General features: G+C 69.7%; 12 protein-coding genes. 4 read left to right on the plus strand and 8 right to left on the minus strand.

Translation table 11 applies throughout. From position 1 onward, the window contains the following. Nucleotides 1-5: 5 nt before the first annotated feature. Both BN971_RS01345 and BN971_RS01350 read right to left on the minus strand, forming a co-directional pair. On the minus strand, nt 6-920 hold the full coding sequence (locus BN971_RS01345; RefSeq protein ID WP_245836812.1) for a diacylglycerol kinase: 915 nt from the start codon (nt 918-920) through the stop codon (nt 6-8). Next, on the minus strand, nt 920-2500 hold the full coding sequence (locus BN971_RS01350) for an FAD-binding oxidoreductase (RefSeq protein ID WP_090349973.1): 1581 nt from the start codon (nt 2498-2500) through the stop codon (nt 920-922). Before BN971_RS01350 ends, BN971_RS01345 begins: the two co-directional genes overlap by 1 nt. A 47-nt stretch (nt 2501-2547) precedes the next feature. Here BN971_RS01350 and BN971_RS01355 point away from each other — a divergent pair, with 47 nt between their 5' ends. The 4 genes from BN971_RS01355 to BN971_RS01370 all read left to right on the plus strand — a co-directional run bounded on the left by BN971_RS01355 (nt 2548) and on the right by BN971_RS01370 (nt 7034). Further along, entirely contained in the window at nt 2548-3117 is a 570-nt protein-coding gene (locus BN971_RS01355) for a TetR/AcrR family transcriptional regulator (RefSeq protein ID WP_085181502.1), read from the plus strand. Continuing rightward, nucleotides 3114-4631, plus strand: coding sequence for a glycerol-3-phosphate dehydrogenase/oxidase (locus tag BN971_RS01360; RefSeq protein WP_085181501.1), 1518 nt, complete (start codon nt 3114-3116; stop codon nt 4629-4631). The genes BN971_RS01355 and BN971_RS01360 overlap by 4 nt, the downstream gene beginning before the upstream one ends. 80 nt (nt 4632-4711) lie before the next feature. Beyond that, nucleotides 4712-5341 (plus strand): TetR/AcrR family transcriptional regulator, encoded by a 630-nt coding sequence (locus tag BN971_RS01365; RefSeq protein ID WP_085181500.1) that lies wholly within the window; start codon nt 4712-4714, stop codon nt 5339-5341. A gap of 100 nt (nt 5342-5441) precedes the next feature. Next, on the plus strand, nt 5442-7034 hold the full coding sequence (locus tag BN971_RS01370; protein ID WP_085181499.1) for an FAD-dependent monooxygenase: 1593 nt from the start codon (nt 5442-5444) through the stop codon (nt 7032-7034). A gap of 69 nt (nt 7035-7103) precedes the next feature. Here the strand turns inward: BN971_RS01370 and BN971_RS01375 are convergent, their stop codons facing one another. From BN971_RS01375 to BN971_RS01400, 6 genes are all read right to left on the minus strand, one after another. Further along, nucleotides 7104-7991: a type IV toxin-antitoxin system AbiEi family antitoxin gene (locus tag BN971_RS01375; RefSeq protein WP_085181498.1), complete on the minus strand. Its 888-nt coding sequence runs from the start codon at nt 7989-7991 to the stop codon at nt 7104-7106. Nucleotides 7992-8121: 130 nt separating this feature from the next. Next, nucleotides 8122-9543 carry an acyl-CoA carboxylase subunit beta gene (locus tag BN971_RS01380; protein WP_085181497.1) on the minus strand — a complete coding sequence of 474 codons (1422 nt, stop codon included), beginning with the start codon at nt 9541-9543 and terminating at the stop codon, nt 8122-8124. Between the two features lie 41 nt (nt 9544-9584). Further along, nucleotides 9585-10844 carry a 3-oxoacyl-ACP synthase KasB gene (kasB, locus tag BN971_RS01385; RefSeq protein WP_085181496.1) on the minus strand — a complete coding sequence of 420 codons (1260 nt, stop codon included), beginning with the start codon at nt 10842-10844 and terminating at the stop codon, nt 9585-9587. A gap of 90 nt (nt 10845-10934) precedes the next feature. Further along, complete coding sequence (gene kasA / locus BN971_RS01390; protein WP_085181495.1) at nt 10935-12185, minus strand: 3-oxoacyl-ACP synthase KasA; 1251 nt, start codon at nt 12183-12185, stop codon at nt 10935-10937. Then, the gene (acpM, locus tag BN971_RS01395) at nt 12182-12529 is read right to left on the minus strand and encodes a meromycolate extension acyl carrier protein AcpM (RefSeq protein ID WP_085181494.1); all 348 of its coding nucleotides are present in this window, start codon (nt 12527-12529) and stop codon (nt 12182-12184) included. Before acpM ends, kasA begins: the two co-directional genes overlap by 4 nt. A 75-nt stretch (nt 12530-12604) precedes the next feature. Continuing rightward, nucleotides 12605-13498 carry an ACP S-malonyltransferase gene (locus BN971_RS01400; RefSeq protein WP_090349733.1) on the minus strand — a complete coding sequence of 298 codons (894 nt, stop codon included), beginning with the start codon at nt 13496-13498 and terminating at the stop codon, nt 12605-12607. Nucleotides 13499-13515: the final 17 nt, after the last annotated feature.

Genomic DNA, 13515 nt, shown 5'->3' on the forward strand with positions numbered 1-13515 from the left:
GTCGCTCAGCGCGCCTCGGCGGGCCGCAGCACGTTCAGCGCGCCCGGGACCGCGGTGATCTCCGCGGGCAGCGGGCAGGCGTAGTCGCCGTCGGCGTAGACGTTGATCCCCGGGCACTCGACGCGTATCGAGGCCGCGCGCGCGGTGCTGACCTCGTCGAGGTTGACGTGGGTGCCCTTGATGACGGTGGGGAACAGCCGGACCAGCTTGGTCCGGGACGCCTCGTGCACCATGGTCAGGTCCAGCAGCCCGTCGGTGCGGTCGGCGTCGGGGCAGACGAGCATCCCGCCGCCGTAGCTGCGCGTGTTGCCGAACGCCACCAGCGTCAGCTCGGCGTCGATCTCCCGGGTCCCGTCGAGCACCATCCGGAACGGCAAGAGCCGCAACTGCGACAGCTCGGCGAGCATCGCCAGGTAGTAGCGCAACCGCCCGTGCGGCCAACGCATCCGGTTGGCCCGGTCGGTCACCAGGGAATCGAAACCCGTGGCCGCCACGGTGCCGAACCACTTGTCGCCCCCGGACCACTGAATCCGGCCCAGGTCAACGGTTTCGGTCCAGCCGTCGACGACGATGTCCGCGGCCGCCTCGGGATCGCTGGTGGGGATGCCGAATTCGCGGGCGTGGTCGTTGCCGGTGCCCGCCGGGATGATGCCCAGCGGGACGCCGGTGCCCGCGAGCACCTGCAGCGCGTTGGAGATGACGCCGTCGCCCCCGGTGGTCATCACCGCGTCCGCGCCCTTCTCGAGTGCCGCCCCGACCAGGTAGCGAGCGTCCTGCGCGTCGTCGCCGATGATCTCGACGACCTCGACGCCGCGGTGGTGCAGCCGGGCGATGGCGAGCTGTGCGGCGCGGATCGCGGCACCGTGGCCCGAGGCGGGGTTGGTGAGTGCGATCACCTTCCCGATGTCGCGCCGGCCGATCACGGAATCAGCTTGCCCGGGTTGAGGATTCCGGCGGGATCCAGCGTCGCCTTGACCGCTTTGAGCACCTGGACACCCAGGTCTCCCACTTCGTCGCGCATCCATGGGCGATGGTCGGCGCCGACGGCGTGGTGGTGGGTGATGGTTCCGCCGGCGGCGACGATCGCGTCGCAGGCGGCCTTCTTGGCGGAGCGCCACTGCTCGATCGGGTTTCCCCGCTGCCCGGCGACGACGGTGAAGTACAGCGACGCGCCGCCCGCGTAGACGTGCGAGATGTGGCACATCACCAGCGCCGGGGTGCCGCTCTTGCCCAGCGCCTCGGTAAGCGCTTGCGTCACAGCGGCTTTCAGAGTCGGGATGTTGGACCAGTCGGTGGCGGTCTCGAGCGTTTCGCACAGCGCCCCGGCCGCCAGCAGCGAGTCGCGCAAATAGGGCGCCCCGAAACGGCCCCGCTCCCAGGCCCTCGCCGGGTCTTCGCCCAGCGACGTGCCGCCGCGGGCCGCGAGCAGCGCGCTGGTCTCGGCGTGCCGGCTCTCGACGTGCTCCGCGGTGCCCTCGAAGACGGTGATTCCCAGGCAGCCGCCGGTGATCTGGCTCTCGCCGATCGACTCGGTGGTGGCCAGGTTTACGCCCGTCTCCACCTCGTCGGAGAGCCGAATGACCGTGGGGCCGGTTCCGACTTGCGTGACGGCGCGCAGCGCCGCGGCCCCGGTGTCGAAATCGGGGAACGACCACGCCTCGTAGCGGACGGCTTCGGGAATCCGGTGCACGCGCAGGCGCACCCGGGTGATCACGCCGAACGTGCCCTCGGAGCCGATGAGCAGCTGGCGCAGGTCCGGCCCCGCGGCCGATTCCGGTGCGCGGCCCAGGTCGAGGGTGCCGGCCGGGCTGACCATCCGCAGCCCGCGGACCATGTCGTTGAACCGGCCGTAGCCCGCCGAGCCCTGCCCGGAGGACCGGGTCGCCGCGTACCCGCCGATGGTGGCGTATTCGAAGCTCTGCGGGAAATGCCCGAGCGAGAAGCCGCGTTCGCCGAGCAGTCGTTCGGCGTCGGGCCCGGTCACGCCGGCCTCGAGGACTGCCTCCCCAGAGATCTCGTCAAGCTCGACGAGTCGGTCGAAGCGACGCAGGTCGAGCGACACCACGGCGGGGAACTCGCCGCGGATGGGATCCAGGCCGCCGACCACGCTGGTGCCGCCGCCGAAGGGGACCACGGCGATGCGACGTTGGGAGCAGTGGCGCAGGATGGCCGCGACGGCCTCCTCGTCACCCGGCAGCAGAACGGCGTCGGGCGCGTCCTGGGTCCCGGTGTCCTTGCGTCGCAGCAGGTCGAGGGTGGACTTGCCGCCGGCGTGCAGCAGCCGGTCCAAGTCGCCGGTGCGGCAGTACTCGGCCCCGACGATTGCGGCCAGCGCGGAGCGGTCGCCGTCGGACAGCGCCGACGGCCGCAGCCGCACCTGCTCGAGCTGCAGTTCCGGCGCGCTGGACTCCTCCACACCCACGGCCTGCTTGAGCAGCGACCGGATCCCGTCGGACAGCGGCTTGGCGGCGGAGGGATCCCCCCAGGCGTTCCATTTCATCGGGGGGAGGAGTGCCGCGCGGTTCGTCATGCGTTACAGTATTACATATGCTGTCAATCAGTAACGCAGACACGGACACCGCGGACCGCATCCTCGCGGCGGCGGCGAGCTGCGTCATCGACTTCGGCGTCAACCGGGTCACCCTCGCGGAAATCGCCCGGCGGGCCGGTGTCAGCCGGCCGACCGTCTACCGGCGCTGGCCGGACACGCGGTCGATCGTGGCGACGCTGCTGACCCGGCGCATCACCGACGTCATGCGTGACGCGCCGCTTCTCGGTGATGATCGGGAATCGCTTGTGCGACAGATTATTACGGTGGCCGATCTGTTGCGCCGCGATCACCTGGTGATGTCGGTGATGCACTCGGAACTCGCGCCGATCTACATCACCGAGCGCCTGGGGGCCAGCCAGCAGATGCTGATCGACGCGCTCGCCGACCGGCTGCGCGCGGCCCAGCGCCACGGCAGCGTCCGCCCCGGCGACCCGCTTGGGATGGCCACCATGGTCCTGCTGATCACGCAGTCGACCATCCAATCCGAGCGGATCGTGCGCCCGGTCCTGCACGGCGACGCGCTGGACGCCGAGCTCGCCCACGCGCTGAACGGATACCTGTCATGAGCGGGGCGCTCAACGCCGCCAGGCGCACCGCCGAGCTGACCGCCCTCGCCGAGGGCGACCCCATCGATGTCGTGGTGATCGGCGGCGGCATCACCGGCGCGGGCATCGCGCTCGACGCCGCGTCGCGGGGACTGCGAGTCGCGCTGGTCGAGAAGCACGACCTCGCGTTCGGCACCAGCCGCTGGAGTTCCAAACTCGTCCACGGCGGGCTGCGCTACCTGGCGACCGGCAACGTGGGCATCGCCCGCCGCAGTGCCGTCGAGCGCGGAATCCTGATGACCCGCAACGCCCCTCACCTTGTTCACGCGATGCCGCAGCTCGTGCCGCTGCTGCCGTCGATGGGGCGCGCCCAGCGGGCGCTGATCCGCGCCGGCTTCCTGGCCGGCGACGGGCTGCGGGCGCTGGCGGGCACGCCGTCGTCGACCCTGCCGCGGTCGCGCCGGGTTTCGGCGCAGCGCGTCATGCAGATGGCGCCCACGGTTCGCCGCGACCGCCTCGACGGCGGCCTGCTGGCCTACGACGGGCAACTGATCGACGACGCCCGGCTGGTCACCGCGGTCGCCCGCACCGCCGCGCACTACGGAGCCCGGATCCTCACCTACGTGGCGGCGTCGCAGGCCTCCGGGACGTCGGTGCGCCTGACGGATCGACGCACGGGCGAATCGTTCGACGTGTCCGCCGGCGCGGTCGTCAACGCGACGGGGGTGTGGGCGGGGGAGATCGACGGATCGCTGCGGTTGCGGCCCAGCCGCGGCACCCACCTCGTGTTCGACGCCGCCACCTTCGGCAATCCGATTGCGGCGCTGACGATTCCGATCCCCGGCGAGCTCAACCGGTTCGTGTTCGCCATGCCCGAGCAACTGGGCCGCGTCTATCTGGGCCTGACCGACGAGGACGCTCCCGGCCCGGTGCCCGACGAGCCGGAGCCGTCCGCCGCCGAGGTGTCGTTTCTCCTGGACACCGTGAACACCGCGCTGGGCACCGCGCTGGGCTCGCAGGACGTCATCGGCGCGTACGCCGGGCTGCGGCCACTGATCGACACCGGCGTCGAGGGCCGCACCGCCGACCTGTCGCGCGATCACGCCGTCATCGAAGCCGAATCCGGCATCATCAGCGTGGTCGGGGGCAAGCTGACCGAATACCGGTACATGGCAGAGGATGTCGTCGATCGCGCCGTTGCCCTGCGGCGGCTGCACGCCGGACCGTGCCGGACCCGCAATCTGCCCCTTCTCGGGGGGCGCACGGGGCCGCCGTCGGGGTTGCCCGCGTCGTTGGTGGCCCGTTTCGGCGCCGAGGCTCCCCACGTCGTCTCCGCCGCCGCGTGCGAACGACCCCTGGAGCCGGTCGCCGAGGGCATCGACGTGACGCGCGCCGAATTCGAATACGCGGTCACGCACGAGGGCGCGCTGGAGGTCGGCGACATCGTGGACCGGCGGACTCGGATCGGGTTGGTGCCGCGCGATCGCGAGCGCGTCGTCGCCGTGGCCGAGGAATTCCTGGCGCTGCGGCGCTGACCGCTTGCTCGGGCCCCGCCGCGCCGGTAAATTCGGGCGGAACCGCTTCGTATCGCCTAACAGATCGAGGATCCGCCGCCATGAGTCCCGACAGCGTTCGAAGCGACCGGCCGTCCCGCCGAACGCCGGGCAGCACCCGGGGGCGCTTTGACCCCTCGCTGGACGCGGCCATCCTCGAGGCGGCTCTGGCGGGTCTCGGCGAGCAGGGCTACGACCGGATGAGCATGGACGACCTCGCCGCGCGGGCGCGGGTGGGCAAGGCCGCGATCTATCGGCGCTGGCCGTCGAAGGCCGCGGTGGTCGCCGAGGCGATCGCCCACTGGCGACGAGGCCTCGGCCCCGTCGAGCCCCCGAACACCGGCAGCCTGCGCGGCGACATCGACGCACTGGTGGCGATGGTTCCCGACCTCAACCAGGCCGAGCTGAGCACGGTCAAGGTGATTGTCGGCGTCGCGACGGCGGCGATGCGCGATCCGGTGCTGGCGGCCGCGCTGGACGACCTGGCGCTGTCGGCGCCGCGCCAGATCGTGAGGGTCGTCCTCGACCACGCCGTGGCGCGGGGCGAGATTCCCGCCGACCGGGATCTGAGTTTGATCCCCGACGCCTTGTTGGGTCTCAACGTGCTGCGACTGGTGACGGGACGGCCGATCGATCGCGTCTACGTCCGGCGCGCACTGGAGCAGGTGTTGCTGCCGCTGGCCGCCGGCTGACGCCGGTAGGCCATTGCGCGCCAGCGGCTTGGGTGCCATGCTCAGTACAGAACGGAACTGATACGTTCCGCCTTTGCAGGTCCGATCCCGAGGGGGCGACATGAACGCCAACGTCACGCGCGTACCGGTGCTGATCGTGGGCGCCGGCGCGGTCGGGCTCGCCGCGTCCGATCTGCTCGCCAAGTACGGGGTCTCCTCACTGCTGGTCGAACGGCGACGCGAGCTCTTCATCTACCCGAAGGCCCGCAACCTGAGCTTCCGCAGCCTCGAGATTCTTCGCGGGCTGGGCTTGAGCGACCAGGTCCACGCCGTCGCCGACGGGGTGTCCGGCATGGTCGTCAAGCCGACGCTCAACAGCGCCGAGGAGGCGCCCGCCATGGACGTCGACGCCATCTTTGCGCCCTTCGCCGGGCTGAGCCCCGAACCGCCCGCGCAGTATTGCCCGCAGAGCAGGCTGGAGCCGATGCTGCTCGCCGACACGCGCCGGCGGGGGAGCGAGGTTCGCTACTCGACCGAACTGGTGTCGTTCGAGCAGGACGACGCCGGTGTGACGGCCGTTGTGCGGGATCGGGATTCGGGCAAGACGGAGACGGTGCGCGCGGACTATCTCGTCGCGGCCGACGGAGTGCACAGCCCGGTCCGGGATTCACTCGGGTGGACCACCTCGGGGTACGGCGCGCTGCCGATCTTTGTCGTGTTCGTCTATTTCAAGGGGCCATGGCGAACGTTCGTGCCGAACCTGCGCGACGGCGACGGCATACAGGTCAAGAACGCCGACGTGGACGGGATCTTCCTGGTGGCCGAGGGCGACCTGGGCATGTTCATCACCACGTATCTGCCGCGCGAGGGTGAAACGGCGGCACAGTTCACGCCGGAGCGGTGCACCGAGTTGCTCACCCGGGCCGTCGGCGAGCGCATCGACATCCAGATCATCGAGATTGCGCCGTGGCAGCCCTACGAGCGGGTGGCCGACCAATTCGCCTGCGGGCGAGTCTTTCTCGTCGGCGATGCCGCCCACACCATGCCGCCGTTCAAGGCCGGCGGGGCCAACACCGGCATCCAGAGCGCGGAGAATCTGGCCTGGAAGCTCGCCGCAGTGCTGACCGGTCAGGCCGCACCCGCGCTGCTGAGCACCTATCACGCCGAACGGCATCCCGTCGGGCGCTTCAATGCGCACCAGTCGTTGACCGGCCCCTCGCTGGCGCTGCTCCGCCTCGACGCCGAGCGGCCGCAATTGGCGGCGGACGAAGAGGCGCCGATGCTGAGTTTGTTGGCCGGTTACCAATACCGTTCGGCGGCAGTCGTTTCCGACGAACCGCCGCCCGCGGACCCGGACACCGTGTCCTTGGTGGACGAGTTGCGGGGACAACCCGGCACCCGGGTTCCGCACGCCTGGATCCGGTACGAGGGGGAGCGCCTGTCGACCCTCGACCTGCTCGGTAGCGGGTTCGCGATGCTGACCGGCGACGAGCGCTGGCGTTGCGCCGTGGCATCGGTGGCGGCCGAGTTGGGCGTCCCGATCGCGATGCATTGCCTCGCCGACGACGCCTGGGGCGCCGTCACCGGGCTGGACTCGCAGGGGGCGCTGTTGGTTCGCCCGGACGCCTTTGTGGCCTGGCGCGTCGAGAAGCTGCCCGAGCGGCCGGAAGCCGAACTGCGCCACGTGCTCTCGGGTATCTTGGGTCGCGGCTAGGTTGCCGAGCAGACGCAGAATCGCATTCGCGCTCCTCGCGCGATGCGATTCTGCGTCTGCTCGCCAGCGTCAACTAGCCATGCGCTGGCGGCCCAGGTGAACGGCGATGCGGTCGGCCAGACGGTCCGGTTCACGCCGAACATCCTGCACGACAACAGGAATGATCGTCCAGCCAAGCTCCTGGATCCTGGCCAACCTGATTTTGTCCCGGAGCATCGCGTCTCGCCCGGCATGCCAATCGATGCTTTCGTACTCGGCCGCCAGCCGCGCATCCGGCCATGCGAAGTCGACGCGCCAAAGCTCGCCATCGCGGCCGTGGATTGGATATTGAAGTTCGGGCATGGGCAGCTTGCGGTCGATCATGACCAGACGGGCTTCACTTTCCATCGCTGATTCGGCACGGCCGTCGGCAAGTGGCAGCAGCCCGCGTACCGCGACTATGCCCCTACGGCCGCGTTGTTCGGTGACAGCGCTTTCGATCTCGTTGCGGTTGCACCGCAGAGAATGCAACGCGGCGTCAAGGGTGGCGAGTGCTCGCGGGCGCGGCAGCTGCCGCGCGACCTCAACTGCCGTCCACGCCGGTGTGGTGGCCAGGCGCCCGGCTATCCGCCTCAGCGGCGCGCCGGTGCGCTGATGAACCATCAGCCCGATCGTCGGACGCATCCGTATACCGGGGTCCAAGACGTGGACCGCGGACGTGCTTTCCGTGTCGAACCCGTACAGGCTGGCTGCGGTCCCCATGCAGGCAACGGCCTGCCGGCCCATGAAGATGTCCAGCGCGGCCAAGCGGCCCAAGAGATTCGGTTGTTGTGCCGCGTAGATTCCATACCAAACGCGAACCAGGCGGCCCGACTTGACCTGAACGTCGAGCTGCTGCCGGGTCATCACGGTTAGCAGCTGCGCGGTGGTGGCGAAGCCGCCGGCCCGTTCGAGGACTGCTAGAGCTCCGGGATGCACCGCCAAAGCATGCGAGCAGTACGTCGTATCGTCCACTCACGGCTGGGGATAGCCCGCCGAGCAGACGCAGAATCGCATTCGCGCTCCTCGCGCGATGCGATTCTGCGTCTACTCGCGGTAAAAGGGTGAGCTACAGCGGGATGTTCTTGTGGCGGCCGCGGCGAGCCGGCGCCTGGGCCAGCGCCTCGGTGAGCTTGCTGCGGGTGTGCGCCGGGTCGATTTTCTCGTCCACCACGCCGATCTCGATGGCGCTGTCGACGCCGCCGGCGATCCGCTCGTGCTCGGCGGCCAGCTCGTCATGCAGGGCCTCGCGCTCGTGCTCGGGCGCGGCGGCCAGCTTCCGCTTGTGCAGGATGCCGACGGCGGCCTTGGCGCCCATCACCGCCACCTCGGCGTCCGGCCAGGCGAACACCTTGGTCGCGTTCAGGGAGCGGGAATTCATCGCGATGTAGGCCCCGCCGTAGATCTTTCGGGTGACGAGCGTGACCCGCGGAACGGTGGCCTCGCCGAACGCGTGCAGCAGCTTGGCGCCCCGGCGCACCACGCCGCCCCACTCCTGGTCCACGCCGGGCAGGTAGCCCGGAACGTCGACGATCACCACCAGCGGAATGCCGAACGCGTCGCACAGCCGGACGAAACGCGCTGCCTTTTCGGCGCTTTCGGAGTTCAGGCAGCCGCCGAGGCGCAACGGATTGTTGGCCAGCACACCGACCGTGCGGCCCGACAACCGGCCCAGGCCGACCACCATCGACGGGGCCCACCGGGCCTGGAACTCCTCGAAGGGCGCGTCGGAATCCAGGATCGCCGTCACGATCGGGTGCACGTCGTAGGCGCGGCGGGCCGACTCCGGCAACAGCGCCTTGATGTCGGTGTCCCCGGCCTCGGCGCTGCCGCGGTCGAAATGTCCCTGCTGGCAAAACAATCCGACCAACCGGCGGCCGCGCTCGTAGGCGTCGAGTTCGTCGTCGGCGACGATGTGGCACACGCCGGACTTCTTGTGGTGGGTCTCGGGACCGCCGAGCGAGGCCATGTCGACGTCCTCGCCGGTGACGCTGCGCACCACGTCGGGGCCGGTCACGAAGACCCGGCTCTCGGGCGCCATCACGATGACGTCCGTCAGCGCCGGACCGTACGCGGCGCCGCCGGCGGCGAAGCCGACGACCACCGAGACCTGCGGAATGTAGCCCGACGCGCGGATCATGGCCTCGAACACGGTTCCGACCGCGTGCAAGGCCTTCACGCCTTCGGCCAGCCGCGCCCCGCCCGAGTGCCAGATCCCGACGATGGGGCTCTGCTCCTCGATCGCGGCGTCGTAGGCGTCGACGATGTGCGCGCAGCCCTCGACGCCCATCGCGCCGCCCATCACGGTCCCGTCGGTGCAGAACGCGATGGTGCGCACCCCGTTGACCGTGCCCGCGGCCGACAGCACCCCGGACCGGTCACGCTCGTGCAGCAACTCCACGCTGCCGTCGTCGAAGAAGTTGCTCAGACGCAACAGCGGGTCGCGCGGGTCGAGCGACTCGCCAACCGACTCGGGGGCCATGGTGGTCATCGCGGGTCTCCTGTTCCGAATGTGCTCGGGGCAAACGAGGGTCAGTACCGCCCGAAGACGAGCGCAACGTTGTGCCCGCCGAATCCGAACGAGTTGTTGATGGCGTACTCGTAGTTGCCCGGTCGCGGCTTGCCCGCCACCACGTCGAGATCGATCTCCGGGTCGAGGTTTTGCAGGTTCAGCGTCGGCGGGACCACCTGGTCCCGCAGCGCGAGCACGGTGAGGATCGACTCCACCGCACCCACCGCACCGACCGAGTGGCCCAGCGCCGCCTTGGGCGCGTAGACCGCCGCGTTGCCGCCGTGGGGTCCGAGGGCGATGTTGATCGCCCGGCCCTCGGCGACGTCACCCACCGAAGTGCCGGTGGCGTGCGCGTTGACGTGGTGAATGTCGGCGGGAGTCAGGCCCGCCAGCTGGATGGCCCTGCTCATGGCGTGCCCGGCGCGCAGCCCGTTGGGATCCGGCGCCACCATGTGGTAGCCGTCCGAGGTGATGCTGGCGCCCATGATCCGGGCCAGGATGTTGGCCCCGCGCGCCTTCGCGTGCTCCTCGGTCTCGATCACCATCAGCGCCCCCGCCTCGCCGAACACGAATCCGGTGCGGTCCTTGTCGAACGGGCGGCAGGCGCCGACCGGGTCGTCGTTCTTGGTCGACATCACGATGCGCATCTGGGCGAATGCCGCGATCGGCACCGCTTCGATCCTGGTCTCGACCCCGCCGCAGATGGCGATGTCGGCCTCACCGAAGACGATGTTGCGCCACGCCTGCGCGATGCCCTCGGAGCCCGACGCGCACGCCGACACCGGGGTGAGGACGCCGGCCTTGGCGTGCCGTTCGAGGCCCACCGCCGCCGCCGCGCCGTTGGGCATGTACTTCTGCACCCCCAGCGGGGAGACCGCCTTCATGCCGCGAGTGCGCATGTCGTCGTAGCTGAAGACCATCTCTTCCGACGAACCCAGGCCGGTACCGATGGACACCATCAGCCGATTTTGGTCGACCTCGGGCGAGCCGGCGCTCTCCCAGACCCGTCGGCTCAGGATGGTCGACATCCGCTGCAGGTAACCCGTGCGGCGCAGCTCGACGCGAGTCAGCTGGCTGTCGAATTCCTCCAACAGGTGTCCGCCGATGCGGACCGGCAGATCGAACTCCTCGACGAAGGGGTCGTCGAGGACGCGGATCCCACTTTGGCTGTCGAGCAACAACTTCCAGGTGTTCTCGACATCGGTAGCGAGCGCGGTGGTCATGGCAACGCCGGTGACGACCACGTTCGGGAGCGATTTCCCGGTGACCAGCTCTGTCATGTGTCTAGCGAACGTTCCTTCCGTACTTGTCCGGCTCCTCCTCGGGCGATTGCGGCCCGCGTCGTCGCCGGACGTCGTGCTTCGTCGTGCTCAGTAGCGCCCGAAGGCGAGCGCCACGTTGTGACCGCCGAACCCGAACGAGTTGTTGATCGCGTATCGGTATTCGCCGTAGCGGGGTTCGCCCGCGACGACGTCGAGGTCGATCTCGGGGTCGGGGGTCTCGTAGTTGAGCGTCGGTGGGATGACACCGTCGCGAAGGGTCAGCACCGTGAGAATGGATTCCAGCGCACCCACCGCTCCGATGGAGTGGCCGAGCGCCGACTTCGGCGCGTACACCGCGGCGTGCTCGCAACCGGCGACCCGGATGGCGTTGGCCTCCGCGCTGTCACCGATCGGCGTCGCGGTCCCGTGGGCGTTGACGTGGTCGACGTCCTTGGCGGACAGGCCGGCCAGTTCCAGCGCGCGCGTCATTGCGCGGCCGGCCCGCACGCCGTCGGCGGCCGGGGCCACCATGTGGAAGGCGTCGGAGGTGATGCCGGCCCCCAGCAACCGGGCCAGCGGCGTGGCGCCGCGGGCCTTGGCGTGCTCCTCGGTCTCGATGACCATCAGGGCCCCGGCCTCGCCGAACACGAAGCCGTCGCGGTCCTTGTCGAACGGCCGCGACGCGCGCTCGGGCTCGTCGTTGCGGGTCGACATGGCCCGCATCATCGAGAACGCCGCGATCGGCAGCGCCTCGATCGGCCCCTCCACGCCGCCGCAGACGGCGATGTCGGCGTCGCCCATGACGATCTGGCGCCACGCGTGCGCGATCGCCTCGGAGCCCGACGAGCACGCCGACACCGGGGTGATCACCCCGGCGCGGGCGCCCAGTTGCAGCCCGACGACCGCCGCGGCGCCGTTGGGCATGATCATCTGAACGGCGAGCGGCGACACCTTGCGGGGGCCGCCCTCGTTCATCAGGTCATAACTCTCGATGACCCGCTCGGCGCCACCCAGACCGGTGCCGACCACGACCGAGAACCGGTCGGGGTCGACCTCCGGGCTGCCCGCGGACTCCCACAGCTGCCCGCTGAGCAGCTTGCTCATCCGCTGGACGTACGACATCCGTCGCAAGTCGAGCCGGCCCATGTGGTTGTCGACGGGCTCCTTGAGGTGTCCACCGATCTTGACGGGCAGGTCCCACTTGGTGATGTATTCGTCTTCGAGGACGTGGATGCCGCTCTCGCCGGCCAGTAAGCCCTTCCACGTGCTCTCGATGTCCGGCGCGAGCGACGTCGTCGCCGTGACGGCGGTTACCACAACGCTGGGGTAACCGCCATTAGCAGTGGAAGGCTTGGTCACTTGCTGTCCGCTTCCAGCCTCGACTGCACGTTGGCAACGGCCTCGGGGTTCTCGGTCTCCAGCTTGGCGCGCAGAGCCTGGGCGGCCTCGGGGTTCTCTTCCTCGAGCTTCTGGATGTAGGAGACGACGTCGCCGACGGTGCGCAGACCGGCAAGGTCCTCGTCGGGGATCTTCACGCCGTACTTGTCCTCGGTCTGGACGGCGATCTCCACCATCGAGAGCGAGTCGATGTCCAGGTCGTCGACGAAGGACTTCTCCGGGGTGACCTCCGACGGCTCGATACCGGTGACCTCTTCGATGATCTCGGCGATACCGGCGATGATTTCTTCCTGAGTGACGGGCACAGCGTCTTCCCTTCGTAATATGTTGTGTTGCAATCGATTCGAGCTATATGGATTTGTACCTAACGCGGCGTGCGACTAGAGATCAGCCAATGCGTCCAGGTCTGCGGGTGACTTGACGGCATGGGCCGTCACTCCCCGAAGTTCGCGTTTGGCGATCCCGGTGAGCGTTCCCGCGGGCGGGAACTCCACGATCGCCGTGACGTTGCGGTCGCGCAGCGTCGCGGTGCACAGGTCCCAGCGCACCGGCCGGGCCAGTTGGGCGACCAGCGTCTCCATCGCCGCGGCCGCCGAGGTGACGGGCCGGCCGTGGGTGGCGGTGGGCTCGGCGGTCGCGACCGCGGCCGCCGCGGCGGCGTAGCGGTCGAGGGCCGGGGCCATGTACTTGGTGTGGAAGGCGCCGGCCACGCCCAGGGCGCGCACCCGGGCCTTGGCGGGCGGGTCCTCGGCGAGCTTCGCCAACGCGTTCAGCGGGCCGGCGGCCACGATCTGCCCGGCGCCGTTGCGGTTGGCCGGGAACAGGTCGAGCGCCTCGAGACGCTCGAGCACCTCGGCCTCGTCGCCGCCGAGCACCGCGGACATCCCGGTCGGTTCGACGGCGCACGCCTTGGCCATCTCCGCGCCGCGGGTCGCGGCCAGCGCGACGGCGTCGTCGGCCGAGATCACCCCGGCGATCGCGTAGGCCGCGATCTCACCGACCGAGTGGCCCGCAACAATGAGGTCGCGGCCGCTCAGCAGCCCGCGCTGGGTCATCTCCCGGTGGGCCAGCAGCGTGGTCGCGACGACCAGGGGCTGGGTCACGGCGGTGTCGGTGATCTCCTCGGTCGACGCGGTGGTGCCCAGCCGTACCAGGTCGAGGCCACTGGCCTTCGACCACACGGCGAGCTGGTCCGCGGCGCCCGGGAGTTCGAGCCACTGCGAGAGCATCCCCTCGGTCTGCGATCCCTGTCCGGGCGCAAGTAATGCAATCACGTGTTTAAGAGAACACT

The sequence above is a fragment of the Mycobacterium bohemicum DSM 44277 genome (assembly GCF_001053185.1).
Lineage (GTDB): Bacteria > Actinomycetota > Actinomycetes > Mycobacteriales > Mycobacteriaceae > Mycobacterium > Mycobacterium bohemicum.